Annotated in this window: 26 protein-coding genes; 15 read left to right on the forward strand and 11 right to left on the reverse strand. The window is 55.7% G+C overall.

What is annotated here, in order from left to right:
- Nucleotides 1-89: 89 nt before the first annotated feature.
- The 4 genes from H151_RS17230 to H151_RS0114185 all read left to right on the forward strand — a co-directional run bounded on the left by H151_RS17230 (nt 90) and on the right by H151_RS0114185 (nt 4,826).
- A complete protein-coding gene (locus H151_RS17230; protein WP_019962327.1) occupies nt 90-3,152 on the forward strand; it encodes a PAS domain-containing protein in 3,063 nt (1,020 codons plus the stop codon).
- Nucleotides 3,139-3,570: a response regulator gene (locus tag H151_RS0114175; RefSeq protein ID WP_019962328.1), complete on the forward strand. Its 432-nt coding sequence runs from the start codon at nt 3,139-3,141 to the stop codon at nt 3,568-3,570. The genes H151_RS17230 and H151_RS0114175 overlap by 14 nt, the downstream gene beginning before the upstream one ends.
- A 9-nt stretch (nt 3,571-3,579) precedes the next feature.
- Entirely contained in the window at nt 3,580-4,383 is an 804-nt protein-coding gene (locus H151_RS17235; RefSeq protein ID WP_019962329.1) for a response regulator, read from the forward strand.
- 233 nt (nt 4,384-4,616) lie between these two features.
- The gene (locus H151_RS0114185; protein WP_019962330.1) at nt 4,617-4,826 is read left to right on the forward strand and encodes a hypothetical protein; all 210 of its coding nucleotides are present in this window, start codon (nt 4,617-4,619) and stop codon (nt 4,824-4,826) included.
- A gap of 96 nt (nt 4,827-4,922) precedes the next feature.
- On the opposite strand, the gene ald is transcribed toward H151_RS0114185, so the two are convergent.
- Nucleotides 4,923-6,041, reverse strand: a complete 1,119-nt coding sequence (gene ald / locus H151_RS0114190) for an alanine dehydrogenase (RefSeq protein WP_019962331.1) — start codon at nt 6,039-6,041, stop codon at nt 4,923-4,925.
- Between the two features lie 195 nt (nt 6,042-6,236).
- Here ald and H151_RS0114195 point away from each other — a divergent pair, with 195 nt between their 5' ends.
- Complete coding sequence (locus H151_RS0114195; protein WP_019962332.1) at nt 6,237-6,704, forward strand: Lrp/AsnC family transcriptional regulator; 468 nt, start codon at nt 6,237-6,239, stop codon at nt 6,702-6,704.
- A gap of 55 nt (nt 6,705-6,759) precedes the next feature.
- Nucleotides 6,760-7,224: a preQ(1) synthase gene (queF, locus tag H151_RS0114200; RefSeq protein WP_019962333.1), complete on the forward strand. Its 465-nt coding sequence runs from the start codon at nt 6,760-6,762 to the stop codon at nt 7,222-7,224.
- 47 nt (nt 7,225-7,271) lie between these two features.
- Here the strand turns inward: queF and H151_RS0114205 are convergent, their stop codons facing one another.
- Nucleotides 7,272-7,907: a nitroreductase family protein gene (locus H151_RS0114205; RefSeq protein WP_019962334.1), complete on the reverse strand. Its 636-nt coding sequence runs from the start codon at nt 7,905-7,907 to the stop codon at nt 7,272-7,274.
- Nucleotides 7,908-8,064: 157 nt separating this feature from the next.
- Here H151_RS0114205 and H151_RS17240 point away from each other — a divergent pair, with 157 nt between their 5' ends.
- From H151_RS17240 to H151_RS0114235, 6 genes are all read left to right on the forward strand, one after another.
- Nucleotides 8,065-8,763: a TetR/AcrR family transcriptional regulator gene (locus H151_RS17240; protein ID WP_019962335.1), complete on the forward strand. Its 699-nt coding sequence runs from the start codon at nt 8,065-8,067 to the stop codon at nt 8,761-8,763.
- A 140-nt stretch (nt 8,764-8,903) separates the two neighbouring features.
- The gene (locus tag H151_RS16595; RefSeq protein ID WP_019962336.1) at nt 8,904-10,064 is read left to right on the forward strand and encodes an efflux RND transporter periplasmic adaptor subunit; all 1,161 of its coding nucleotides are present in this window, start codon (nt 8,904-8,906) and stop codon (nt 10,062-10,064) included.
- A 2-nt stretch (nt 10,065-10,066) separates the two neighbouring features.
- Nucleotides 10,067-13,204 carry an efflux RND transporter permease subunit gene (locus H151_RS16600; protein ID WP_019962337.1) on the forward strand — a complete coding sequence of 1,046 codons (3,138 nt, stop codon included), beginning with the start codon at nt 10,067-10,069 and terminating at the stop codon, nt 13,202-13,204.
- Between the two features lie 38 nt (nt 13,205-13,242).
- Nucleotides 13,243-13,845 carry an NUDIX domain-containing protein gene (locus H151_RS0114225; protein WP_019962338.1) on the forward strand — a complete coding sequence of 201 codons (603 nt, stop codon included), beginning with the start codon at nt 13,243-13,245 and terminating at the stop codon, nt 13,843-13,845.
- Between the two features lie 12 nt (nt 13,846-13,857).
- Complete coding sequence (gene cysE, locus H151_RS0114230) at nt 13,858-14,694, forward strand: serine O-acetyltransferase (protein WP_019962339.1); 837 nt, start codon at nt 13,858-13,860, stop codon at nt 14,692-14,694.
- Between the two features lie 93 nt (nt 14,695-14,787).
- The gene (locus H151_RS0114235) at nt 14,788-15,012 is read left to right on the forward strand and encodes a DUF3126 family protein (RefSeq protein WP_156823527.1); all 225 of its coding nucleotides are present in this window, start codon (nt 14,788-14,790) and stop codon (nt 15,010-15,012) included.
- Between the two features lie 79 nt (nt 15,013-15,091).
- On the opposite strand, the gene H151_RS0114240 is transcribed toward H151_RS0114235, so the two are convergent.
- Nucleotides 15,092-15,844, reverse strand: a complete 753-nt coding sequence (locus H151_RS0114240; protein ID WP_019962341.1) for a PhoH family protein — start codon at nt 15,842-15,844, stop codon at nt 15,092-15,094.
- A gap of 319 nt (nt 15,845-16,163) precedes the next feature.
- Here H151_RS0114240 and H151_RS0114250 point away from each other — a divergent pair, with 319 nt between their 5' ends.
- The gene (locus H151_RS0114250) at nt 16,164-16,691 is read left to right on the forward strand and encodes a gamma carbonic anhydrase family protein (RefSeq protein WP_026354036.1); all 528 of its coding nucleotides are present in this window, start codon (nt 16,164-16,166) and stop codon (nt 16,689-16,691) included.
- Between the two features lie 63 nt (nt 16,692-16,754).
- On the opposite strand, the gene H151_RS0114255 is transcribed toward H151_RS0114250, so the two are convergent.
- From H151_RS0114255 to H151_RS17245, 3 genes are all read right to left on the reverse strand, one after another.
- Nucleotides 16,755-17,252: a DUF4339 domain-containing protein gene (locus tag H151_RS0114255; protein ID WP_019962344.1), complete on the reverse strand. Its 498-nt coding sequence runs from the start codon at nt 17,250-17,252 to the stop codon at nt 16,755-16,757.
- Between the two features lie 177 nt (nt 17,253-17,429).
- Nucleotides 17,430-18,047: a PilZ domain-containing protein gene (locus H151_RS0114265; RefSeq protein ID WP_019962346.1), complete on the reverse strand. Its 618-nt coding sequence runs from the start codon at nt 18,045-18,047 to the stop codon at nt 17,430-17,432.
- 68 nt (nt 18,048-18,115) lie between these two features.
- On the reverse strand, nt 18,116-18,679 hold the full coding sequence (locus tag H151_RS17245) for a PAS domain-containing protein (protein WP_019962347.1): 564 nt from the start codon (nt 18,677-18,679) through the stop codon (nt 18,116-18,118).
- Nucleotides 18,680-18,880: 201 nt separating this feature from the next.
- On the opposite strand from H151_RS17245, the gene H151_RS0114275 reads away from it, so the two are divergent.
- Complete coding sequence (locus tag H151_RS0114275; protein WP_083918635.1) at nt 18,881-19,741, forward strand: hypothetical protein; 861 nt, start codon at nt 18,881-18,883, stop codon at nt 19,739-19,741.
- 797 nt (nt 19,742-20,538) lie between these two features.
- Here the strand turns inward: H151_RS0114275 and hfaD are convergent.
- The 3 genes from hfaD to hfaA form a co-directional block, all read right to left on the reverse strand.
- Nucleotides 20,539-21,750: a holdfast anchor protein HfaD gene (gene hfaD / locus H151_RS0114280; RefSeq protein ID WP_019962349.1), complete on the reverse strand. Its 1,212-nt coding sequence runs from the start codon at nt 21,748-21,750 to the stop codon at nt 20,539-20,541.
- Nucleotides 21,698-22,702: a holdfast anchoring protein HfaB gene (gene hfaB / locus H151_RS0114285; RefSeq protein ID WP_019962350.1), complete on the reverse strand. Its 1,005-nt coding sequence runs from the start codon at nt 22,700-22,702 to the stop codon at nt 21,698-21,700. Before hfaB ends, hfaD begins: the two co-directional genes overlap by 53 nt.
- 223 nt (nt 22,703-22,925) lie before the next feature.
- The gene (gene hfaA / locus H151_RS0114290; RefSeq protein WP_019962351.1) at nt 22,926-23,351 is read right to left on the reverse strand and encodes a holdfast anchoring protein HfaA; all 426 of its coding nucleotides are present in this window, start codon (nt 23,349-23,351) and stop codon (nt 22,926-22,928) included.
- A 138-nt stretch (nt 23,352-23,489) separates the two neighbouring features.
- Here hfaA and H151_RS0114295 point away from each other — a divergent pair, with 138 nt between their 5' ends.
- Entirely contained in the window at nt 23,490-24,251 is a 762-nt protein-coding gene (locus tag H151_RS0114295; RefSeq protein WP_019962352.1) for a rhomboid family intramembrane serine protease, read from the forward strand.
- Nucleotides 24,252-24,258: 7 nt separating this feature from the next.
- Here H151_RS0114295 and H151_RS0114300 read toward each other — a convergent pair whose 3' ends face one another.
- Nucleotides 24,259-24,906, reverse strand: a complete 648-nt coding sequence (locus H151_RS0114300) for a GDYXXLXY domain-containing protein (RefSeq protein WP_019962353.1) — start codon at nt 24,904-24,906, stop codon at nt 24,259-24,261.
- A complete protein-coding gene (locus H151_RS0114305; protein WP_019962354.1) occupies nt 24,903-26,264 on the reverse strand; it encodes a DUF2157 domain-containing protein in 1,362 nt (453 codons plus the stop codon). The genes H151_RS0114300 and H151_RS0114305 overlap by 4 nt, the downstream gene beginning before the upstream one ends.
- Between the last annotated feature and the right edge of the window lie 707 nt (nt 26,265-26,971).

Consider the following 26,971-nt stretch of genomic DNA (forward strand, 5'->3'; position numbering starts at 1 on the left):
TATAGCTGGCGCACCACAGCAAGGGTTTATAAAGGCACATCGCTAAAAATGAATGCATTCGTTGAGTCTGACTCAAAAGTGGGTGCATCATGATTGAGGGCCAGGAAACACAGAAGGGTTTCCGTGAAATTGCGGATGGATTTTTTGCGAACGCGCCCAATCCAGCCGCGGTCTTCGATACGGATATGCGCTATTTGGCGGCCACTAAAGGATGGTGTGACGCCTATCATGTGATCATTGAAGAGATTTTGGGACGCACCCATTATGAGGTTTCCCCCGAAGTGCCAGAGCGCTGGAAAATTCTCCATCAGCGCACTTTAAAAGGCGAAGATCTCAGCCATGATGCCGATCCGTTCTTGCGCAGTGACGGGCGCATAACTTGGATCAAGTGGCATAATGTGCCTTGGTATCGCCAGGATAAGTCCATTGGTGGTCTTATCATGTATACGGACATTATCACCGATCAGGTCATTGCCCAGCAGGCCTTGAAACAATCGGCGGATGGTATTGCGCAATTGGACCCGTCTGGACGGGTGGCCGAAGTTTTTCAAATTTTCGCAGAACAGTTTAAACTTGAAAAATCCGATATGGTGGGAACCCATTGGTCGGACCTGTTTCATCCTGATGATTATAATGCCATTTCACGCCATTTTGAGCAGGCGCAAACTCAAGATTGTATTGATTTCGTTGCGCGCTGTGTGCGTCGATCGGGCAGTATTTTTCACGCCAATATCACGCTTTATCGAGTGGTGGATGATGATGAACTCTTGGTCGGGTTTTACTGTCACCTGAAAGATGTCACTCAGGAAGTCCGCGCGAATGAGGAGCTTGAGCGCAAGAATGCCAAGCTGGAGCTGGCCGAACGCTTTGGGCATATCGGCCATTGGCTGATTGATCTTGAGCATGATGAGGTTCAATGGTCTGAGCAGGTCTATCGCATTCACGGGGTCTCAAAGGCAAGCTATAAGCCCAATCTGCGCTCTATGATTGAGTTCTATCATCCTGAAGATCGCGCCCGCGTTCATGAAGAAATTCAGCGCGCCATCCGGGATAAAGCGGGTTTTGCCTTCGAAGTGCGCTTGATGCGGCTGGATGGTGAAATGCGCTATGTCCATGCCAAGGGCCAGTGCCAGCGCGATGAGCAAGGCCATGTGCGTGCGCTGTTCGGTATTTTCCAGGATATTACTGATTACACCAAGGTTCGTCTGGCGTTGAGTGAAACCCAGGAGCGCTATATCTTGGCCTCAGAATCGGCCAGCGTCGGCTTATGGGATTGGAATGTCAGAACCAATCACTTTTTTTGGTCGAGCGTATTTCAAGCCATGGTGGGCTTGAAAAATGATCGGACGCATACTGATTTTGTGGAGTTTGAAACCCGCCTTCATGAAGAAGACCGTGAAGGGGTGATCCGTGCCATTTCGGAACATTTAGATGACCGCGTCCCCTTTGATGTGACCTTTCGGATACGTCACGATCTGGGTCATTATATCTGGGTGCGCACGCGCGGTCAGGCCCGTTGGGATGAGCAAGGTCAGCCAATCCGCATGGCCGGTTCGGTGGATAATATGACGCGAGAAATGGCCGACCGGAATCTGCGCAGTGAAATGCTGGCAGTGTCGTCTTCGGTGAAAATCAATCCGCGTGAAAAGATCAATCGGGTGTTGAAAGCCGCCGCCAATTATTTCGGGCTTGAAGTCGGTATGGTCTGTGAGTTTGAAAATCAAAACCCGTGGGTGCGTTACGCGGTATCGCCGGATAACTCCATTCATGCCGGCACGCGCTTAGAGGCATACACCGAGTTTGAGGATGTTAACGATCAAACAGCGTGTGATGACTTGGGCGCTTTGGTGAAACCGGCTGGACGCCAACGTAACATTATTGGCGTGCCGATTTATGTGCATGGTAAGCGTTATGGCGTGGTGAGCTTTTCTTCTCAACATGAGCGCAATCAAAACTTTGAAGAAAATGATTTCTCCGCCATTCGCCTGATTTCGCAATGGGTTGGCTTTGAGCTGGAGCGTCAAACGGCCTTGCAAGCTCTGGAGGAGAGCGAAGCGCGCTTCTCCTTGGCGGTTCAAGGGATGAGTGTCGGGGTCTGGGATAGACCCAATTATAATCAAGACGCTGAAATCTGGTCGCCGGTGCTGTATCGCCTTTTGGGCTATGAGCCCGATGAAATTGAAGCGACCGCTTCGCGATTGAACACGCTTGTTCATGAACATGATCGCTTTAAGTTGGCTAAAAGCATACGTGATCATGTTGAAAATAAAGGAGACCCTTTCTCGCAAGTCATTCGTATGCGCCATAAAGATCATGGCTATAAATGGTTTTTAGCGTCCGGTCAGGCGATCTGGGGCGAGAAGGGTGAGCCAACGCGCATGATCGGATCCTTGATGGACATTGATGCGAGTGTGCGTGCCGATCAGATGAAATCTGAGTTTGTTTCGACGGTTAGCCATGAATTGCGTACGCCCATGACCTCGATCATGGGCGCGCTCAGCTTGGTACGTTCAGGCCGCTTTGGCGAGTTGGATGAGAAGGCCGCCAACCTGTTGGCCATCGCCCATTCCAGTGGCGAGCGTTTGGTGCGTTTGATCAATGATCTCTTAGATATTGAGAAAATCGAATCCGGCAAGCTGGACTTCAAGCCCCAACGCTCTTGCATCAAAACCATCATGGAGCAGGCGATTGAGCAAACGCGCCCCTTTGCTGATCAATTTTCCAGTCAGATTGAACTGTGTGATTATCCCAAGGATGTCTGGGTTCATGTGGACCCGGATCGTTTTGCTCAGGTTTTGACCAATCTCATTTCCAACGCCGTGAAGTTTTCGCCAGAGAACTCAAGGGTAGAGGTTGGGGCGCATTTGAAAGATGAGAGCATCATCGTTTCTGTGCGCGACTTTGGGCCGGGGATTGCACCGGAATTTCGCCCTAAAATCTTCCAGAAATTTTCCCAAGCCGATGGTTCTGATCAGCGCAGTAATAAATCGGGATCCGGTTTAGGGCTTTGTATTTCTAAGGCCATTGCCCAGCTGCATGGTGGGGATTTGACCTTTGAGACCAAGGTAGGAGAGGGCACGACCTTTTTGATCACTCTACCGATTCTTAGCGCTGATAGCGCGTGTTCGGAGGCTCAGCATGTCCGAGCTTAAGCGTTTAGCCTATGTCGAAGACGATCCGGATATCCGCGCGATTGCTGAGCTGGCCTTGGTTGACATTGGCGGCTTCGATTTGAGCCTCTTTAGCTGCGGGCAGGCGGCCGTGGAAGGGATGGAGGGCGCAGGCCCGGACCTGATCTTAATGGATGTCATGATGCCCGGCATGGACGGCTTCGAGACCGTGCGCCGTTTGCGTAAAATTGAGAGCTTAAGCGCGACCCCCATCGTTTTCATGACGGCGAAGGCTCAAGTGCAAGACATTCAGCAATATAAAGATTTGTCCCTGTCAGGGGTGATTACGAAGCCCTTCGACCCGATGAGTTTGGGCCAGGATGTGCGTGATATCTGGCGGGCGATTCAAAGCGGGCAAGCCCATGAGCCCAGTGTTTTGACCGCTTGGCAAAGACAATAGGAGGCGAGGATGAAGAGTGTGCGTGAAATCGTAGAGGGCTTTTCTGAAACGGCTCAGGCTCAGGTCCGCCATTTGGCGAGCCTGGCGCGGTTTGAAGCCGAGGAAGGCGATCACAGCATCGCGTTTCAACGTCTGGCAGAAGAAGCCCACCGTTTGGCCGGGGCTGCGGGGTGTTTGGGCTTTGAGTATTTCTCTGCGCGCGCTGAGATGATCGAGGAATTGGCGCAAAGCGCACTCGCCCTGGCGGATCAGTCCCAAGGTGCCTCGCCAGAGCTGTTACAGGCCTTGGAGCGCCTCACACACATGGCAGAAGAGATCCGGCCCGAAGATTCCAAGCTTCTTGCCGTCGAGCAGGCGACCCAGCGCGCGCGCAGCGAAAACACCCGCTATCTGGATGAGCCCGATCTACACCTCTTGCAAAATAAGGTCGTGTTGGTCGTGGATGATGATGTGTCTGTGCGCAATTTGGTGCGCGTTGTGATGTTGGAGCTGGGCGCGAAGACCGTGCATATGGCCAAGAGCGGCAAGGAAGGCTTTGAGATCGTCAAAAGGGCTATGCCGGACCTCGTGATCTGTGACTGGATGATGGATCAGGGTACGGGCCTTCAGCTTCTAAAAGTGATGCGCCACGATGATCGTGAAGCCTCAGCCCACATTCCCTTCATTCTCCTGACCAAGGTCAATAAAACTGCCGGCATTGAGCATGCGATCCGCGCCGGCGTGGATGACTTTGTCGTTAAGCCCTTCAACCGGCGCCGCTTGGTGGGCTCAATCAAGAAAGTGCTCGATAGCGTGAAGCTGCACGATGTGTAAGTGAGTCGATTGCCCGAATTTTTGGGTTTTCGCTGACCGTGTGCAAAATTTTGTGGTTTTTTACGTATGCCCTAAGGCTTGTTTCTGTTCAGTTTTTAGGAGTTTTGAGAAAATTTTTCGTTACAGTTTTGTGACAAGCAATAGAAATTTCTTGATATATATAGGGTTTAGGCCTATATTCACTTGCCTACGAGGTATGGAAGTTTTTCCGTACAAGGAGGTAATTGAAAATTATGTTGAAACGTCTCTTGGGGCTCGCCGTGATTCTCGGTTGGTTTGGGTTTGCGGCTTTGATCGCCACTTTCCCCCTACCTGCGGCTCTGGAGGTGGTCTTGGCCATTATCGGTATTGCGCTCACGCTGCTCGTCTTGGCCTTGTCGGGTCGTATGTCGAAGCGCGACCCGCTGACCTTGAACCTCACGGCTCATCGCCCACACTACTAGGACACTGACGCTTAAACGCGTCGTCCTGCCAAGACAAAGCCCCGCCTTCCTGTGGAAGGCGGGGCTTTTCTTTGCCTGGAATTTGGTGAACGCTTCTTAGAGGACGCTCAACCAGGATGGCTTGACGAAGGGAACGCCCAGATCGTCAGCGGCAGGCTTATAGGTGACTTCGCCTTCGGCGATATTCAAGCCGCGGGCCAGGTGAATGTCTTCGTTCAGGGCCTTGTGCGTGCCTTTATTGGCCAGCGCCATGGTGAAGGGCAAGGTCGCATTGGTCAGCGCCAGGGTTGAAGTGCGCGCCACTGCGCCTGGCATGTTGGCCACGCAATAGTGCACGATACCATCAACGATATAGGTTGGGTCCTGGTGTGTGGTGGCTTTAGAGGTCTCGAAGCAGCCGCCTTGGTCGATGGCGATATCAACGAGGACAGAACCGTCTTTCATGGTTTTCAGCATGTCGCGGGTGACCAGTTTCGGTGCTGCTGCACCCGGGATCAGAACCGCACCGATGACCAGATCTGCCGTTTTAACCGCTTCTGCAACCGCCGCAGGGGTTGAGAAGGCGGTTTTGACGCGGCCTTGGAAGATCGCATCCAGTTCAGCTAGGCGATTGATTGAACGATCGAAGATTGTGACGTCTGCGCGCATGCCGACAGCCATTTCCGCCGCATGGGTGCCTGATACACCGCCGCCCAGGATGACAACTTTAGCAGCCGTTACGCCAGGAACGCCGCCCAACAGAACGCCGCGCCCGCCTTCGCTTTTTTGTAGAGACAATGCGCCAACCTGAACCGACATACGACCTGCGACTTCAGACATAGGCTTCAGCAAGGGCAGGCGGCCATACACGTCGGTGACGGTTTCATAAGCAATCGCCGTACAGCCAGATTTGCGCAAGCCCTCGGTTTGAACCGGATCGGGTGCCAGGTGCAGATAGGTGAACAGGGTGTGGCGCGCTTCAAGCTTTTGGCATTCAACAGGTTGAGGCTCTTTCACCTTCACGATCAGCTCGCCTTCGGCGAAAGCGGCATCGGCATCAGGAACGATTTTCGCGCCAACCGCTTCGTAATCGCTGTCAGCAAAGCCTACGCCTTCACCAGCAGAGGCTTGAACAAAAACCTCGTGACCGGCCAAAACCAGCTCAGCTGCCCCGTTCGGGGTCAGGCCAACGCGGTATTCGTGGTTCTTGATTTCCTTAGGCACACCGATCTTCATGGCGATCTCCTTTATGACCCCTTATGCGCGGGGGCGTGATAATCTTGCGCCTACATACTAGATTTTCGGATATATGTGCAATAAAGAAGCCTCAAGGGGAATGAAATTTGACCCAAGGGGGATCGGGTGAAATAATATTTCATGCCGTGACGTGAATGGGGTCAAAATGTGAAGCTTTTGCGAAGGTTTGGGATTATGCATCTTGATACGATCGACGCCACCATTTTGACCCATCTGCAAAAAGAGGGGCGGCTCACCAATGCTGAATTGGCCGAGCGGGTGGGATTATCGCCTTCGGCTTGCCACCGCCGGGTGCGCGCCTTGGAAGAGAGCGGCGTCATTCAAAGCTATGTCGCGCTGCTGGATGCGGATGTGTTGGGCTATGGTTTGACGGTTGTGGTCTCTGTGACTTTAGAAAATCAGCGCCGTGAAACTATGGAGCGCTTTGAAAACGCTGTGAGTGATGTGGGCGCGATCATGGATTGCTTCTTGATGACAGGGGCGGATGATTATCTGTTACGCCTGCGGGTCAAAGACGCCCATGATTATGAGCGCGTTCACCGCGAGCAGCTTTCAAACCTTCCTGGCGTGACGCGTCTGGTTTCCAATATCGCGATGCGTAAAGTATTTGTGCGTACTGAGCTGCCTGTCCAGGGGCGTTAAGGGCTCTGGCGGCTCCTTATTGTCAGGGGCGACAGATTTCGCTAAAGGCCATACCATGACTGATGAACGCTATTCCAAACTGAACCAATTGGGCGGCTCCAGCGCTTTGCCGCAGAGCCCTGAAGTCGCTGAGCTGGAGCGGGTCTCAAACCCGACCACGGCTCAGGATTATTTGATCCGCTTTACCGCACCGGAATTTACGTCCCTTTGCCCGGTCACGGGGGCGCCGGATTTTGCCCATATCATGATTGATTATGCGCCGGGCGAATGGATCGTCGAATCGAAGTCTTTGAAGCTCTATCTTGGCTCATTTCGCAATCATGGCGCCTTCCATGAAGCCTGCACGATGATGATTGGCCAGCGACTGGTCGATGAGTTGCAGCCCAAATGGCTGCGTATCGGGGCCTATTGGTATCCGCGCGGCGGGATCCCGATTGATGTCTTCGGCCAATGGGGCGAAATCCCCAAAGGCCTGTGGGTGCCCGATCAGGGCGTACCGCCCTATCGTGGACGCGGATAACGCAGACAACAGTTTGGCCCCCTATCTTGGATAGGGGGCGTTTTGTATCAGCCTTGCCAGTATTGCACGCGCGGGGCTGGGCGCGGGCGTTCAACCGCCGCGTCGGTTTGGGTGCCAATATAGATAAAACCTGCGATACGCTCGCCCGATTTAAGTCCCAGAATGTCTTTAACATCCCGGTCATAGGCATACCATTCGGTCAGCCATTGCGCGCCAAAGCCCATGGCCTGGGCCGCGATCAGAATATTCTGGCAAACCGCACCAGCGGACAGGATCTGCTCCCACTCATTGACCTTATGGTTCTCGGTGACATCGGAAATCACACCGATCACCAAGGGCGCGCGGGTAAAGCGGGTGCGCTCCAAATCATAGCGTTCCTGGGGGGCATGGCCTTCATGCAGGCGGAAGATTTTTTCCAAAATGATCGAAAAGCGCGAGCGCGCTTCGCCTTGGAAGACCACAAAGCGCCAGGGGAAAAGTTTGCCATGATCGGGCGTGCGCGCTGCAATTTGTAAAAGGGCGTCAATCTGCTCTTGGGTGGGGCCAGGTTCACCCATGTCTTTAGCCAGGGTGGAACGTCGACGCGAGAGCAGCGTTAGGGTTTCAGAACAAGGGCTTGGTGTGGGCAAGGCTTCGCCCGGTGCTGGGGCATTTAGGGGGAAGGTGGGGGATGTATCCGCCATGGAGAGCCTCTTTAGATGTGTCGAAAAGCCGAGATGGTACTTTGACGGGCTGGAAACCCTCAGTCTATATCATCATCTTTAGAAAAGCCGACAAGAGCCCTTACTGCGAATAGGTCTCAATAAGTGAGGCCCGTTCACCTGATTGGAAAATAAAAGAATGGCGATTGAAATTATGGATGATGAAGAGATGAGCCCGGCGCAGCGTCGCCGTCAAAAAGTGCGCGCCTCCATCATTCAGGCTGCGGAAGCGATTTTCGAAGAAGATGGCGAAAGCGGGATTTCTATGCGCCGGATCGCGGAGCGGATCGATTATTCACCGGCAGCGCTCTATAAGTATTTTGAATCTAAGGAAGCTCTGTTCGAAGAGATTCGCGAACAATTCTTTATCCGCTTGATGAAGCGAATGCGCGCGGTCGAGCCTGAGTGGGGCCCACAGATTTGCCCTGCCTGTCTACGCGCCTATGTGGAAACAGGTTTGGAGCAGCCCTCGCACTATCGTCTGGCGTTCAGCGCAGATGGGTGTGGGGATGAAGAGGCCTTCGAAAAAGGCCAGCACGCCATGCATGCGGCCGATTATCTGGAGGGCAAGATCACCCAGAGCATTGAAGACGGGTGGTTTCGCGACTGTGATCCACGCTATGCCGCGTGCAGCGTGTGGGCGTCTGCGCATGGTTTGACCATGTTGTGTGTGACAATCCCAGGTTTTCCAGGGGCTAAACCGGGGTGTGAAGATGTGACGCTGGACACAATGATCGATTTTCAAGGCGAAATGCTGATGCGTTCGTTAGGATCTACCCAGCTGATTGGCGAATTGGATAAGGGCTATTCTCCGACCTGTAAGAGCTCACAAGAATAATTTAAAAGTCCGGATTTAGGGGTGCGCTGCAAAAAATCGTCCTAAAACTGAGAAAATAGCGCTCATGTGAACGCTGTTCACTTTGCAAACGCTGTTCAAGGGTGTATCTAGCCCCCATGGGATCAAAATGGGAGCAGACCATGACGCGTGCAGACTCAAGTGGAAAAAGCGCAAAGCCCCTTAAACCCGGCTTGGCGAGTGGGGTGGCGTTGGCCGCCATCCTTGTCGCGTTGGGCGTGTTTGGTGTGAGTTCCTTTCGTGCGGTTGAGGCCCGTCAGGGTGAAACCAGCGCCTCTCCCATCCCCGTGGATGCTTTCGAAATCAATTATATAAACACGGCTGAGATTGAGGAGCGCTTCCCCGCCCTCATTCAGGCCAAGCGTGAAAGCGCCCTTGGGTTTGAGCGGGGGGGCCGGGTTGACCAGATCCTGGTGGATGTGGGGGATGAGGTGGCGCACGGTCAGGTTCTTGCCATTCTCGATATCCGCGCCCTTACCGCGCAAATTGCCGCCGCTGAGGCCCAGGCGCGTGAAGCGCGCGCCCAAGGGCAATTGGCGCAAGTCACGCTGGAGCGTCAGCGTCAGCTGGTCGAGCAAGGCCATATCTCTGCCCAGCGTCTTGATGAAGCTTCCGCCCAGGCTGATGCAGCCCGTGCACGGATCGCCGGCGCGCAGGCAAGCCTTACCGCTTTACAAGTCGAGCTGGATTTGGCGAACTTGAAAGCGCCTTTCGCGGGGGTGATTACCGCCCGGCACATGGATGAAGGTGCGATCGCTTCGCCCGGTGCCCCGATCGTTCAGATCGTCGAGCATCAGGCCCTAGAGGCCAGCGTCGGCCTTCCCGTAGAGGAAGCCGCAGGGCTGGTGGCTGGCGAGCGTTATCATTTTGAGGTGGACGGGCGCCAGATCGAAGGTCGGTTCAGGGCTGCGACCGGCGTTGTCGACCGGCAATCGCGCGTCGTCAGCGCCGTTTTTGATATTGATGCCAGCCAAAACGTGGCACCGGGCGCTGTTGCGCGCCTGATCCTCAATCATAGCTTGGCCGAGCGCGGCTTCTGGGTGCCGATCAGTGCCCTGTCTGAAGGTCGGCGCGGTCTATGGACCGTCTATATTCTCACACCAGAAGGCGAGGGCAGCGGGGCCGGTCAGGTTGTAAGCGCACGCACCGTTGAGGTGATCCACACCGAGGGGGAGCGGGTTTATATTCGCGGCGCGGTGGATGATCGCAGCCTCATCATTCATGGTGGAACCCAAAGGGTGACCCCCGGTCAGCACGTCGTCCTACGCCGGGCGGAGGGGTAATCATGGTCAGTCTATTTTACCGCTATCCGCGTCTGACGATATTGACGCTGTTTTTAATCGTGGCGGCGGGTCTGGGCTCGCTTGCGACATTAGGCCGACAAGAAGACCCTAGCCTGATTGAGCGCTTTGGCACGGTTGTCACCTATTTCCCGGGGGCTTCGGCTGAGCGTGTCGAAGCGCTGATTACCGAGCCCTTAGAAGCGTCCATCATGGAATTGGCGGAGATGGATGAGGTGATCTCAACGACCCGCGCGGGGGTGTCGGTGATCAATGTCGCCTTCCGCGAAGATCTCTCTGAAAGTGAGGTCGAGCAGACCTGGACCAAGTTGTCTGAACAGGTCACGAGTGTGCGGCCTTTACTGCCCAACAACGCCTCTGCGCCCAAGATTAACCGTCAATATATGGGGGCGGCCACGATTGTGATCGGGGTGAGCTGGGCCAGTGAGGGCGAGCCTAATCTGGCGATCATGACCCGTTTGGCGCGCGATCTGGAAGACCGCCTGCAAAATATGTCGGGCACGGAAGAGACGGAAATCTTTGGCGAAGCTCAAGAAGAAATCCGCGTCGAAGTGGATCCAGAGGCTTTGGCCGCTTTGGGCCTAAGCGCGCGTGATGTCGCCGACATTCTGGCTGATTCTGATGCCAAAGTGCCTGCCGGGGCCATAACGGGACGCCATATTGATCTGTCGGTTGAGGTGGCGGGCGAGCTTGATTCGTTGCAAAGGGTGCGCGCCGTTCCGATCGCACAAACCCCAGATGGGCGCTTTGTCAGCGTGGGCGATGTCGCCACGGTGACCAAAGGCGTGCGCAGCCCGGCCTCTAGCGTTGCGCTATATGATGATCAGCGCATGATCTTCCTGGCCGCCTATCTGCAACCGGAATTACAGGTCGAAGAATGGTCCAATCGCGCCGAAGCCTTGGTCGATGCCTTTAATGATGAAGTTGATGGTATCAATGTTGAGGTTCTGGTCGCGCAGTCTGATTATGTGTCTAAGCGTCTGAATGGTTTGGCGCTGAACCTGCTGAACTCCGCGTTGATTGTCTTTGCCGTATTATTCTTGATGATGGGTTGGCGCTCGGCGCTGGTGGTCGGGGCGGCTTTGCCGCTGACCATCTTGTTGGTGCTGTTGCTGATCAATGTTTATGGCTCGCCTCTTCACCAAATGTCGGTGACGGGTTTGGTGGTCGCGCTGGGTCTGTTGATCGATAACGCCATCGTGGTGGTGGATGATTATCGCATCCTGCGTCGGCGTAAGATGAGCCGCGTTGATGCGATGGAAAAAGCGGTGAAGATCCTGTTCGTACCGCTATTGGCCTCAACCGTAACGACCGTGCTTGCCTTTGCCCCGATTGCTTTGATGCCAGGCGTGGCGGGGGAGTTTATCTCCATGATCGGGGTGTCGGTGATTTTCGCCATTACCGCGTCTTTCGTCTTATCAATGACCATCATTGCCACCTTTGCAGCCTGGTTTGACCATGATGAGCGTTCAGATGCGCCGGGCCCGTTTTGGCGCGATGGATTACGCTCCAAACCTTTGGCCAATGCCTATCGCGGTTTATTGTCAGGGATTTTGAAACGCCCCAGCCTCGGGATCGTTTTGGGGTTGTTACTGCCGATTGCCGGTTTCATGGCCGCTCAGACCTTGCCGATGCAATTCTTCCCCGCTACGGACCGCGACATCTTTCAGGTGCGTTTGACCTTGCCCGCGACGGCTTCCATTGTGGAAACTGAAGCCGAGGTTGCGCGCGCCACAGACTTTATTGCCGCGCGCGAAGGGGTGGACCATGTCGCCTGGGTCATCGGGAAAAGTGCCCCGCGCACCTATTATAATGTCTTAACGGGGGATGAGGGGCGTGCGAACTATGCCACCGGCTGGGTGAAGACCCGCTCTAACGCCGATACCAAGCGCATCTTGCAAACCCTTCAGGACGATATGCGCAGCGCCTTTCCCGATTCGGTCTTCTTGACCTTACCGTTTGAACAAGGTCCGCCCTTGGTGGCTCCGATTGCGCTGCGCGTTTTTGGGCCAAGCTTTGACCAATTGGTCGAAACCGGTGATGAGATCCGGGCGATTTTGGCCACCACGCCGGGGGTAACCTATACCGAAGCGATGATGGAGCGCGGGATCCCCGTGGCACGTCTGGCCGCTGATGAAGCGGCGGCTCAATTGGCGGGGCTGCGCCTTACCGATGTAGCCGGACGGATCCGGAGTGATCTCGATGGCGTTGTCGGGGGCAGTATCCTAGAAGGTGTGGAAGATATTCCGGTGCGCGTTATCGCCAGTGATGCCCGCCGTGCGCGTATTGGCGATGTCATCGCGACGCCTTTACCGGGCCAGCCTGGGGTCGCCAGCGCGTCAGTGGGGGCCTTGGGTGAGTTCGAGCTGGAGCCTAAAATCACCTCCATCACGCGCTATAATGGTGAGCGGATGAATATGGTGCTGGGCTATCTCAGCCCCTATGTCTTGCCCGATCCGGTCTTGCAAGATTTCTTCACCCGCTTTGAAGCGGCTGGGGTTGAAGTGCCTGCGGGCTATCGCCTCTCCATCAGCGGTGAAGCCGAAGAGCGTGGGGATGCCATGGGCGGATTGATGTCGACCGCGCTGCCCTTGCTGATCTTGATGATCGGGTCTGTGGTGCTGGCGTTCAATTCCTTCCGCTATGCCGGCGTCGTCTTTATCACCGGCTTCCTTTCCGTCGGCTTGGCGATGTTTGGGGTGTGGCTCTTTGGCATGCCTTTGGGCTTTAACGCCATCGTCGGCACGATGGGCCTGGTGGGCCTCTCCATCAATGGCTCGATTGTGGTCTTGTCCGCGTTGAAAGCCAACGCGCAGGCCCGCGCCGGGGATTTCATCGCCATTCGTGAAACGGTGATGGATGCGACCCGCCATATTGTTGCGACGACTTTGACAACCATGGGGGGTTTTGTGCCCTTGATCATCGAAGGCGATAGCTTCTGGCTGCCCTTCGCGGCCGCCGTGGCAGGCGGGGTGGCGGGATCTGCGATCCTGGCGCTGATCATGGCTCCGGCGGCTTTTGTCTGGCTGATCCGTAGCGAGGGCGTGCGCCTAAGCTATGATGAGGCGAATGATCCCCATATCGGTGATGAGGACAAGGGCTTGTCAATCGCAGCCCAATAAGTCAGCAAGGCGGCGCTAATTTCGTTAAAGGATTTACCATGACTGAGCGCCGCCGCGGCCCCTGGATTATTCACGGGGAAAAGATCGCTTATGACACGCCTTGGATGACGGTCACCGATTATCAAGTGACCTGTCCAGATGGTAGTCCTAGTAGTTATGGTGTGATGAGCCCGAAAAATCTTGCCATCGGTATTGTGCCGTTGTTTGACAATGGCGATGTGATGCTGGTCGGGCAATATCGCTTTGCGCTGGATGCCTATAGCTGGGAGCTACCTGAAGGGGGCGGGCCGAAAGGCGATATTCCGCTGGCCAGTGCAAAACGGGAGCTGAAAGAGGAAACCGGTCTAAGCGCGGATCATTGGCAAGAGATTTTGGGCCTCGATCTCTCAAATTCCATCACAGATGAGTGTGCCCATGCCTTCTTGGCCTGGGGCCTGACCCAGGGTGAGGCCGAGCCCGAAGGCACAGAAGATATCACAATTCAAAGAGTGCCATTCCAAACAGCGCTAAAAATGGCCATGATGGGTGATATTCGTGATGCCTTTACTCTGGTTATGTTAGCCAAGGTGGACTACATGGCCAGAAGAGGCGATTTGCCCGAGGCGCTGTGCCAGGTGATCTTGGCCCAGCCCCAAGCTTAAAAAGGTCGATCCATGAGTTTAGCGGAGATCCGAACCGAGCGCGTCGCGCCCTTGGGCGATGTTTGGGCGCGTTTGCGTGTAGAGGCCGCCGGGGTGGCCGCAGAAGAGCCCATGCTGGCGAGCTTTATCAATGCCGCCGTTTTGCGCCATGGCAGCTTTGTTGAAGCGTTGGCGCACCGGATTGCCGCCAAGATGGCCGACCCCCAGCTGGATGTCCTTTTGATCCATGATGTGGTCAATGAAGCGATCAAGGCCGATGGTGAGATCGCAGAGGCCGCCGCCGCCGATATGCTGGCGATTGATGAGCGTGATCCAGCCTGCCGCTCGCTGCTGCAGCCCTTCCTCTATCATAAAGGCTTTCATGCGGTTCAAGCCTATCGCATTTCCCATTGGCTGTGGAATGAGGGCCGTGAAGCCCTGGCCTTTCACATTCAAAGCCGGGTGTCGGAACGCTTTGGCGTCGATATTCATCCGGCGGCCCGCATTGGGCGCGGGATCATGATGGACCACGCCACCTCCGTGGTGATCGGTGAAACGGCCGTTGTCGGCAATGATGTCTCAATCCTGCACGAAGTGACTTTGGGCGGGACAGGCACGGCCGGCGGTGATCGCCATCCCAAAATCGGTAATGGTGTGATGATCGGGGCAGGGGCCAAAATTCTGGGCAATATTCATATTGGCGATGAAGCGCGTGTTGCGGCGGGCTCGGTCGTGTTGAAATCGGTCGAAAGCCGTTGCACTGTGGCCGGCGTTCCGGCCAAACCTGTGGGTGGTCCGTGTGATCAACCCGCCAAAACTATGGATCAGGTACAGATCGCCGATGGGGATCTGGACACACAAGACGATTAAGACTGAGTATAAGGCGGTATGGGGCATTGAACCCTTGGCCCGTCATGCCTAGTTTGGGCTCAATCGATTCCCATTCATCATGAGGACAATGCCGTGAACAAGAATATGACCGTCGAAGAAGGCGTGAAGCTGGAAATGTATCTGCAGAAAAAGCTTCATGATGACCTTAAAGTTCAATTGCGCAATCGTCCCGATGAATGCGCCGAGATTTATAAGGGCGGGGAATGCCTGGGCGTCGTGTCCAAAAATGTTGAGGAGGGGGAAACCTCTTACTCATTCGAGATCACCATTTTGGATATTGATCTGGAAGAAGTTTAACATCCACATCGGATACACATAAAAAAGGCGGGCCGTGGGCCCGCCTTTTTTATGTGTAGACTTTACAAGGTGTGCCTCATTAGAGCACTTCCAACATGCTGGCCACCAAGGGGTGACGCACAATGTCTTGGGATGAGAGGCGTTGGACGGAGATGCCCTCCACCTGATCGAGCTTTTCGCTAATGCCTTGCAGGCCAGACAGCTCAGGCAGAAGGTCGGTTTGGGCCGGATCACCGGTGATGACCATGGTGGAATTCCACCCCAGACGGGTCAGCAGCATTTTCAGTTGCATATAAGTGCAGTTTTGCGCCTCATCGACGACCACATAGGCATTATTCAGGGTCCGTCCGCGCATATAGCCGATGGGGGCAATCTCAATCAGGCCTTCAGCCATCATGGCGCGCAGGCGCTTGGGCGAAAGCCGATCAGAAAGCACGTCGTAAAGCGGGCGCAGATAGGGCGCGAGCTTTTCTTCCATGGCACCGGGCAGGAAGCCGATGGATTCGCCCGCTTCAACCGCGGGGCGGGACAGGACGATGCGGCCCACTTCACCGGCTTCGAGCGCTTCAACGCCTTTAGCAACGGCCAGGAAGGTTTTCCCGGTTCCCGCAGGGCCCAGCGCCAGCACCAGATTATGGTCATCAATGGCGCGGATCAGTTTTTCCTGACCGGCAGAGCGCGCCTTGACATTTTTTTGATAGCTTTGGTCCCGCAAGGGTTCACGATCATCGGGCGTCCAGGATGATCCGGGGAAGAGGGCGCGGACCTTATCTTCCTCATAGTGATCCTGATTGAACTGGCCTTGGCGTCGTTTCACTGTGCGTTTGCCCATGGTGGGACCTCCAGACATTAAAAAGCCCCTGGCCAAATGGCGAGGGGTGAAACACTGCGGCAGAAAGAGAAGGCAACTTCAGCATCGGATGGTGATGGGGGCGGCGTATGGCCGGCATATCTGGGTACGGGGACCAATCTGATAGGCAAGGCCCAATTCCTCCGATCCAAAGTTAAAGCGATCAAGGTCGAATCGCGAGATTCTGTTTACACCTCGAATCGCCAGTGCATTATGAGTGTAGGATGATTGATAAAGCCTTGTCGACGAGAACTGATAAAAAGCTCAAAAATATAAAGACCCTGTTGGGGAGGAAATGTTAATGACTGTCTATGCCCTCGATGACTATGTGCCCCAAATTGATTCGGATGGGGTCTGGATTGCCCCCACGGCCAGTGTGATCGGCCAGGTGATCATGAAGGCGCGATCTAGCGTTTGGTTCAATGCGGTCGTGCGCGGGGATATGGATCTGATCACCATTGGTGAGGACACCAATATTCAAGATGGTGCGGTGCTGCACACCGATGCCGGGATCAAGCTGACTTTGGGCCGGGGCATTACCGTCGGCCATCAGGCGATGTTGCATGGGTGTGAGATTGGCGATTATTCGCTGATCGGTATTGGGGCCACTGTGATGAATGGGGCCAAGATCGGGAAAAACTGCCTGATCGGGGCGCATGCCTTGATTACTGAAGGTAAGGAAATCCCGGATAATTCTCTGGTCATGGGGGCACCGGGCAAGATTGTCAAAACCCTCGATGAAGGCGCTGCGGTCATGTTCAAAGCGTCTGCTGATCATTACGCCGATAATGGCGCGCGTTTTGCCAAGGGCTTGAAGCCTATCGTATAAGCCAAAAGAAAAGGCGTGAGCCGCGCTCACGCCTTTGATCAAACGCCGTGGGCGGGCATTATTTTAGCTGCGCGTCCAAAGGGCGCGGATGCGTTGATCGCTGTCTTGACCCAGATTGAACCAGGCGGCGCGATCGCGTGAGGCATCGACGACCAAGAGGTTTTCTTCACGCTCCAGCACATGGCTCAGCTCATTACGTAGGATCGCCGCGGTTGTGGCCCCGCGTAGCAACCAAACGCCAGCGCCAATGGTTTCGATCTCACCATAATTGCGCAAGGTCTGGCTAAAGCTTGCCACATTGTCGGCTTCCAGTTGGGCAATCACCACGAAGTTTGCGGTTTGGGTTTTGACCTGGGGCTGGGTGCGCTCGCTGGGCTCGCGGCGCATTTCATCCATCCACAGGTTGAACTGGTTAATCTCACCGGCCTTGCGCCAGCCCTGATCGCGGGTCTCTGAGACCTCGGAATGCGAGGCCACCCGGCCTTCACCGACAAAGGCGCGCATTTGCGCAGGGGTGTAGGGGCCATAGACGCGCCCATCCACCTTCACAAACCAAGTCATTGTAATTCCGTCATCACGCGGCATAATTCTTTATTCTCCCGACCCTTGGGGGCCCTGATTGCCCACGACTATCAGACATAGATGGGGCAAGTTTTGGGCCAGACCTATTATATGGCTGGGAATTGTGAAAGTTTAAGCGCTTTCACTGACACTTTATCAATCAAATTTTAGAGAGGTCTAGCTCTGACGCTCAGTGGGCGGATCAAAGGCAACGGCAAAACCATTGTCTAACCAACGCGCTACGCGGCCAAACATCTCGCCGACCTGCACGCGTTCGCCCACGCGGGGGCGTTCCAGGCATGCAAAAGCCGCACCTGTAACCGAAACATCGACCACATCGGCTTTAATCATGACCCCATCGGACAGCTTAATACTGGCACGTCCGCGTCCGGGTTTGCGTGGCGAGATCCGGTCTTCGTCCAATCCCAGACGTGCCATATTGAAACGCCAGGTAATGGCATCTGCCAGTTTATCTTTTTTGCGGGTGGAGGCGATAAAGCGCACCGCAAATCCGGCCTTACCCGAACGCACGACATCGCCTTCGATCCGGCCCAGGCCGTCGATCAACATGATGACCCTGTCACCCATGGAGGGCGGGTTTTCTGTGCGAATGCGCGCGCCGCCGGGGGAGACATCGACCAAGCGGCAGGGAAATTCCCCGCGCAAGGGATCTAAAAATCGGCCCGGTAAAGATAAGGGCACACGACGTCCGCCCCGGCGTTCCTGGGCGGCGCGCGCGGCGATTTTGATCTGTCGCCGATCAAGGCGATGCGGGTTTGTAGAAATTCCGGACATCGATGCTACCTTATGATGGTGGCTATCTTGCCCTAGGAAAATGAAAAAAGCGTAGCTGTTAACCCTTGCTAGTGATCATTTGCAGCCAGCAAAGTGTCGTAATAGCGCGGCGCGTGCAGATGACATTCAACACTGGGGGTTGGGGTGCGCGCGGGATGCAGTTCGCGCAGCACATGGCGAATGATCGGGCGGCGTTCGAGATGGCGCGCGCGGGTCATCGGCTGATAAAGCCCTAAAATACGGTCCGTCTGTCCTTCAGGACCGCGTAGCGGTAGCAATGAAATCTCCACATCCACACTTTCCCCATCCAGCGCAATGGCCTGGGCCATGGCCGTGGCGGGGGCAGGGGTGGACAAGGCCCCTTCTAACAGGGCGGTCATATGCGCGCGGTCAAAATCCTGCCACAGGCTGAGGAAGTTTTGATCTTTGAACTCTCGTCGATGCATTTTGCACAGGCTGGTGCCTGCCAGACGGAAGACATGGTGTGCCGGATCCATACGCCGCAAGATAAAAAGATTGCCCAGAAGGCTCGCCAGATCGCGCGGTGCAATATCCGCACGCGTCGGGGCCGAGGCCCCGCGCCGGCGCGCATCCCAATACGCATAGAGTGTCTGTGTATGTGCGTGTCGCATACCCGCCCCATCCTGTCCTTATCCGTCCCACCGGCGGGCTCGTCTTGAGACAGGCGCTCCGGTCTGGGCGGGGCAAGTGCAAAGGTCTTGCCAAATCGTTGACGCGCGGGGCTCGCTTTAGGGATCGCAGGCTTTTTCACGCGCCTAAGGGATAACGGTCCAAGGCTTGCATGAGTTCGTAAAAATCTTTGGGAGCCGCTCATGCGTGTATCACCACGATACGCTGCCGCCTTGGCAGCGGTTTGTGCCAGTTTTACAGCCTGCCTGATGACGCCATCGGTTGAGGCCCAACCGGTTTCACCGCCACCCCCCCCGGTCTATGGCTGTTGCACGCATGGCTCTGGCCCGATCCTGCGCACGCCTTCGGTCAATGTTCACGCCCCAAATGTCTATGTGGGCGGAACCAACGTGAATGTGGGCGTCAATGTCGGGGCCCATGTGAATGTCAATGTGAGCGCGAATGCCAGCGCGAACGCTTATGCGCGGGCCAATGCCGGGGCCAGCACCGTGGTCTATGCCGGGGGCGGGGTCATTTCACGCGGTGGGCCGGGTAATGTCACGACAATTAGCGGGCTGAACCTTGTCGATCAACAGATGACGGTGATTGAGGAAAGCCGCTCGCGCTGGGTGGAATCCTGGCGTGTGGTGCGCGCGGTATGTCTAGATGATACAGGCTCGCCCCATCCTGCCTCGCGCCCGGATCAGGATGAAGAGGTTGGCGCAGAGTATGAAGGCGAGATTTTCCGCTGCATGTCGGGCACCGCGATGCAGGTCACGATCGGCTGGCGCGTTGACGGCGAAGACCGCTATGAGGGCGGGGAGACTTTGATGTGCCAAAAGGGCGAGGCTCTTCGCCACCGCACCGGCGGGGATCTTTATTGTGCCCCGCAAGAAGCGCGGCGCAATTGTAATGAGCGTTCCCTGCTTCGCCGGTGGGGGCCGGGGGTGAAGCTCGTCTATATGCGTTATGAAGAACATTACACCGAAGTGGTCGAAGAACACACGCAGCGCACATCACAGATGACGCTCATGCTGGATGGCGGGGTCGGCGGATATCGGTGATATCCCTGTTCTGCCTTTAAAAATTAAAAGAACCACCACTCAACCTTTTCAGGTTTGATGTCTGATGCCCTGATCCCCATCGTGGGATCAGGGTTTTTCTTTTGTTGTTTTGTAATAGCCCGAACGTAAAGCCATCTGAAGCAAAGAAAAGCTGTCATCCCGGACGAGCTTTTGCGAGATCCGGGATCTATTGTATTTGCCATCAAAGTTCATGGATCCCGGATCAAGTCCGGGATGACAGTTTAGGGATTTGTCATGCCAGACTTGATCTGGCATCCATGCCGTGAACTTGCATCACATTCTAATCGACCAGAATTTCGCTCAACCCGTACGGCATGGGCCCCAAATCAAGTTTGGGGTGACAATTTCTTGAAAAGTCCTCGCTGCGCTGCGGTCGCGCACCTCTTATTTGTCCTATCGCCTGTCGGCTATTTGAGGACATTCGCGCTTGCGACCTCTATGGGGGCGATTTTGGACCCCGGATCAAGTCCGGGGCCGCGTCGAGAAATGTGTAGAAACGCGTTCCCGGCCAAGCGAAGCGCAGAGCCGGGATCCATTTAGCTTGCCATGAAACGCAACAGATTCCGGGTCGCGCTAACGCTTGCCCGGGATGACAAGAAAACTTAGTCCCCTAACATCGTCATCCCCGACGCCCTAGGCGTCTGGGGATCCATGGATGGCCAGATGCTGCGCATCGGCCATGACGTATAGGATTTATGTTTCCACATACGAAAACGCTCGCAAGCCTATGGCATTGCGAGCGTTTCCCCCCGAGATAACGTGTCTAAATAAGTGTGTTAGTGGCCGCCCGGATCCCGGCTGGAGAAGGTGGCGGCATTGCCCACCGCAATCGCGCTGCCCGTGACATAGGGGTTATAGCCTTGGGTCGTGACTTGGGTGCGGGCAGAAATCGCGCCGGAATTAATCTGATTGATCGTGCCAGAATTTGCCGTCACGCAGGCCGAACAGATGTAGGCCGATTGGGCATTACCCATGGCGGTAGCGCTGGCGACCACGCCCTTACCGGCCCCGGCATTGACCAAGGTGGTGGCGCTGACATCTCCAGAATTGGTTTGCGTCACGCCGCTATAGACCGATCCGCCCAGGGCGGAGGCGAGGGCGGTATTGCCCACGGCATTTGAACTGCCCAAGGCTAAGCCTTCATCATGGCCATATACGCTTAGAGAGGCGCTGGCTGAGACGCCGCCGGTATTGATCTGTGCGCCATCAATTCGGATCGCGCCATCATCATTAAGGACTTGCGCGGTATTGCCCACACTTTGGGCGGAGGAGGTTGCCCCCCAGATCGCATCGCCTTCATGATCGACATCAGACACGCTGGTAATGGCCCCTGAATTGGTCTGATCAACGCCAATATGGGCTTCGCCGCCATAGGTGCGGGCCGATTGACTATTGCCCGCGCTCACCGCACTGGCGCTGGCCGTGCGTGAGTTGACACTGTTGACATCGCTGCGGGCTTCGGCGCGCACGCTGGCGCTGCTCGATTGGCGCGCGGTGACGCTTTGCGGGCCATAGCCATTGGTCTCCAGCGCATTGGCTGTGCCTTGGGCTACGGTGGTCAAGTCACCAGTATAAGCGTCTGGATCACCATTATCGAGACGTAAGAGCGCAATGGCCTCAACCGTGCTGCCACTGGCCGTTTGATCGGAGGTCATATCCAGTGCGCCCTCATGGATGAGGGAGGCGGAATTGGCCTGAGCCACGCCGGAGCTGTTCAATCCGCCATAGATATTGGTGGCATTGGCTTGTGCGCGCGCACGGGTGTCGGCCGCCATGCTTTGCTGATTGGCAAAGGCGGTTTCGTCATAATAATCGCCCGTAACGGAATTGCCCTGCGCGGTGGCAAGGGCGACGCCGTCATCGGCCTGATCAAGGGTGAGCACGGTTTCAGAGGTGACATCGCCACCGACCGCGCCCTCTTGGGTGTTTTGCCCGTTATTGATAGGTGCCGCGTAGGAGGCCGCTGATAGCCACATCGCGGCGCTCATGCCCGTGATCAATAGAGGTCCGCGCTTGAACATTGGGGGTCTCCGATCCCGTATAGGATGTCTCAGTCATCACGCCGCCAGAGGTATTGGATGGCCCGATCGGGTCATAAAACTGGCAGGCTTGATCGGCGTTAACGCCATAAATTTGTGCAGAAATTTCCAGAACGGCGCGCTCAATCACCGAACGCACGGCCAGCTGGATCGGCTCTAAAGAGCGCCCACCGCCAGACACATCCAGCACCACATCATTCCAGAAAGAAAAGACGCCGGCAGACATTTCATGGCCGACGATTTGTTTCTGGTAAGACACCACATCGACGACTTCCAGGGTCTGGGTGTCAACCAGGCGCAGGTCCAGCCCGACATTCATCACGAAGACGCGGCGTGAAAACACACCAGCCGGATCAGAATCGCGGCTATCACCCGCAAATACATCCTGCCCGTTGGAGCGGATATTGGTGTTAAGCTCGGTAATGCCGCCGACCAGATAATAATCAGACCCGGGTAGCGAGCCCGCATAAATCTGACGATAGCCGGCCTCATTGGCGCTATCACCGATCAACTGATTGTTGGCATAGCGCAATTCCAGCTCTGATACAGAGGTATCAAAACGCTCCACCAGGCGCGCACCAGATTTGGCAAAGGCCGAGATGGCCATCAAGGACGCGCCCTGGGTGACTTGAGCCCCATTCTCTGGTGAGTATTGGCCGGTATAATCGGCAATCCGGCCCACCGCGATGCGCGGCGATTGCAGGCCTTGGGCGCGCGCATAGCTCGCCATACACACCAAAGCGTCAGAATAAGGCGTTGGATTGGTCGTGACAGGGGCGTTGCCGGTCGGGCGCGCATAGAGCCCGTCCGAACCGGCATTCGTCGTTGCGCACGCACTTAAAGCGAAGGCCGAAACAGCGCCGGTCAGAATCAGGCGCGCGGTCTTGTTCAATGTGAGCATGGAAAACCCTGTCCTATCGTGTTCATACTTGTCCCTTTGTTCGCAAAGCCTGTGCCAAATGCGAGATTGGGATTAAGCGCCTGTACTCATAGAGATTATTCGCACTAAAGACGGAGTGACCGTCTGCTCATTCCTGGCTTGAACCACTTTTGAGTGTGTCAGACACGCTCAGAGCGTTTTGAATTGACACACTGTGGTTAATGCCGGGCCGGGCCGTGGTGATCTATCGGTTGCCGCCCTGGGTATTGGCATGGGCGCTGACATCACCGGTATTGATCTGTTTGGCATTGACGATCACGGTGTTGTAATTGCCCACAACATTGACATTCAATTGATTGCCAACCGCCAGGGATGAGCTTTGATTCAGCGTACTGCCCGACCCAACGCCGCCATAGGCCTGGCCAGAGGCGCGGGCCTGGGCGCTGGCTTGCACGCCAACCCCGGTTTGGATCACACCGTTCAGGATAATCCGGTTGCCATTGGCATCGCGCGCGACACGGTTGACATAGGCGCTGCGTTCTTGGCCGGGCGCTTGGCCATAGGCACGGCCCCATTGCGCGGCGCTTTGCTGGGCAAGGGCGGGGCTCGCGCTTACCAACGCTATGGCGCAGCTCGTCAAGGCAAGGCGAAGGCTCGTGGGCGTGGTCATGGTGTATCAGTCCCATCCAAAAATAAGACACATCAGTCTTGTAACCTGCAATCGCTATGCCATTTGTAAGAGGCCTGATAAAAGTCAGACAGAGGTTAAGGCTGAGGCCCAGACCAAGGGTGGGGGAGAAGGTAGAGTATGGAAAAAGATCCACGTGAGGATGCGCCTGCCGGTGAATTCGGCCCGCATGAAACGGGCCCTTATAGCCATAAGCCTGGCCCAGAAGGCGATCCCTGGCAGGCCCGACGGGTGCGCCGTCCGCGTTTAGGGGGCCCAATCTTCAACAATATTCCGCTCACCATCCTCGCCCTGGTCGCGCTTATGATTGCGGTCTTCGCACTGGATTCGTTGGTCCCTAGCCTACATGGCGTGTTCTGGATCTGGGGTGCGGTGGTGACGGGGCCATATATGGATCTGGTCCCCAATGCGCCCTTGGGCGGATTGCCACCTTATCTGCTTCATGTCTTCCTGCATGGCGGGTTGATGCATATCGTGATGAATGCGTTTGCGCTGTTGGCCTTTGGCGCAGCGGCGATGCGCCCCTTTCGGCCCGGTCCGATGGGGGTGATTGGCTTTCTCAGCTTCTTTTTCATCTGCGCGCTGGGCGGCAGCGTGTTTCACCTGCTAACCCATTTAAACACACCCACCGTGATGGTCGGGGCCTCGACAGCCGTGTCTGGCGTGCTGGCCGCGGCAGGCTATGCTGGCGGCGGGCGTGAAGGGATGATGCGCCTGGCGCTGCCCTGGTTGGGAATCAATCTGGTGTTTGCGGGTCTGGACCTGTTTATGGATTTCCCCATCGCCTGGGCAGGACATATCGGCGGGCTCGCCGCAGGGGCGATTCTTTATCCCTTCTGGCTTAAAATGTATGGTCGCCAGTTACCGCCGCACCAGCCCTGATCACGATTTAAAACAGGCTGTCGATATGACGTTCGCCATCAATGACGAGGCCCTTGATGACAATCCGCCCCTCAGCACCGACCGAAGCGATGAGTTGCACGCGGTCTTCATTGCGCAGCGCCTCTAAGGCCAGCGCCGTCTCGCGATCGGCATAATACCGCTCGATCGTATAGATGACGTTGAGGACATCGCGGCCACTGCTTTCAATTTGGCGGCGACGGATCGGCCGCTCGGCGGCTTCTAATTCACCCCCAGGCGCATCTGCATCAGTGGGCGTGACCTCTTCATAGTCAAAGTCTTGGCGTACCCAAGACACTTGCCCCTGCACCACCAGGCCTTGGGCCTGGGCGGGTGGGCTCATATAAAGTTCAACGGCTTGCCAGCGCCCTTGAGGGCCTGGCGCGATGCGGACATAGACCGTGTCGCCGGTTTTCCAGCCCCGCTTGGGGGCCAGGAAATTCTTGGTATCGAGCTGATGGAGCGGGGTGCGGATCTGAATATAATGCCCCAGCAGGACATCGCGCGGGTCCACAGGCTCCATGGAGAGGATGATCTCATCGCCCTCTGCGCGCGCTTTGGCATGAATATAAACCAGGCTTCCCAACAGCGCGCAGGCCGCAAGGCCCAGGGCGATCAGGCGAATAAGGGCGATCATGAGCGGGCCTCCGTCTCTGGAGACGATTTAACCAAGGCTTTTCGTAACAGCGGCAGGCTCAAGACCAGCGCCAGGATTAAGGCCCCGCCCAGGAAAAAGAAGAGGGCGGTGTTTAATAAATCGCCGAACAGCTCATAATAGATATAGCTGACTTCGGCGATGAAGAGGCCAATCCCGACAATTCCGATCAGCTTTTGATCGGCTTCGGCTCCCGATATGATCATCGTAACCGCCAGGCTGAGAACGAGCGCGCTCAACGCAATGCTGATCGCCAAGGCCCAGTTTGCATGCGCCAAAGTCTCCGACAGGGCCGGAGCCATGATGAAGCTGGCCATGACCAGCGCCAAAGCGGCGGTGTTAAACAAGGACAGGCGCTTAATGCCATAATCCAGGCCAACGTGAACCGCGCCTAATAGCAAAGCGATAAAGGCGGGTAGCCAAAAGGCACTTTGTCCCAAAGTGATTTGGTCGATCAGGCCAAGCGTTGTGTCATCGACATTGACGCGCTGGCCTGCATTATCAAGCACATTGACCTTCAAGATAAAGCCCATAATGACGGCCGCCAGCGTGAACCAGGCATGCGCCAAACCCATGCCATACACTCCACGCCCACTCCAGAAGCGCGCGATGAGCGCTAGGGTCAGTGTGATGAGCGCAAATAGAGAGAGGCTTTCGATCTGAGTGAGCAGTTTTAGATCCACCAAAGTCATCATCATATAGCTGAGCCAGCCGAGGCCTGTCAGAGCGAGCAGGTTAAGGCTGACTTTAGAGCGCATAGCGCTGGCAGAGGCCCAGCCGATCACCCACAAACCTAAATACATCCAAAGAAGGTCGGGCGCGTAGGGGGAGTTAATCTCCAGGCTCAACCAGAAACCGCTAATCACGGTGAAAGCAATCAAAACAGGACGCGAAGGGGTGAAGATGGCCGTCGCTAAGGCGATGCCGGCCCAGATCAAAACCCCGGTATTGCGGAAATCGGCCATGTTAAATGTCTGCGCGGTCAGGGCAATGCCTGCACCAAAGAGCAGCGCACCTAACAAGGCGAGGCTATGGCCGAGGCCGCGTGATCCCCGCCAAAAGGCGAGACCTGCACCTGTATAGGCACTCAACAGCGTTATAAGGATGAGGGCAAATTTCCAGATCCGCGCCATATCAGCCCAGTTGGCAGCGACAAAGGTCAAGGCACTCATCGCCAGCAGGACAATGCCCAGCACAAGACCGGCATCGCGCGCCGACCAATTGGCCCGGCGTGCGCGCGCATCGTCTAAAATGGCCTTACGGCTGTCTTCAGGCACCCAACCGGCCTCGATCCACCGATCAAGATCCTGGTCTAATCGCCCGCGAAAGACGTTACGCATGATGGACCCCACTTTCCCTCACTTATGATCTTACCAAAGTCTTAAACGGCTGGGGAGCGAAAAAAGTTTACACCTTCATGACGGTTCAGCAGCAAAGGCGTCACCAAGCTGTAATCGAGCTGTCATCCCATCTTGCGCGACGCACAAAAAAGTCTATCTCTATCGCTCTGCACGGCGGACAGCGGTGTCATTCGGATCTGTTACAAACTTGTAAAAAGATCTTGCGGTGGCGACGAGGTTTCGTTAATGTGCGGCTTCTTCCTTGGTTGGGGATATATTTGGCCTGGCGGCTTTGGTTTGTCGGGGCGGGTATATTTTCGCTGTTTGGGTAGTGTTTTGGTGATTGGGCTGGGTGATCTGGCTTTGATGACTGGGGCGCGTTCGGGTGGCGGCATTGAGGGTGGTTTGACTTTTCGGAGTTTGGCTGCGCGCGGTGTGAGAGAGGGAGTTGACGGGGTTTCGGTTTCGCTTTAGACACCGCGCTCCGCTTCGGGAAGTCGGGTTGGTTTGAGCTTCAGGCTTTGATTGATTTTGAGTTTTCGAAGGGCTGTTCTTTCCGGTTAAGTCCGGTGAGGGTGGTAAGACGGATCTTCGGATTAGGCTTACTGAACTTCACTGCGACGCCACTGAAAAGAGCGGTTGACGAGGTTGGGGTTGTTCTTTAGACACCGCGCCTCGCTTCGAAGTGAAGTTGAAAATCTGATCTA

The organism is Woodsholea maritima DSM 17123 (assembly GCF_000382325.1).
Lineage (GTDB): Bacteria > Pseudomonadota > Alphaproteobacteria > Caulobacterales > Maricaulaceae > Woodsholea > Woodsholea maritima.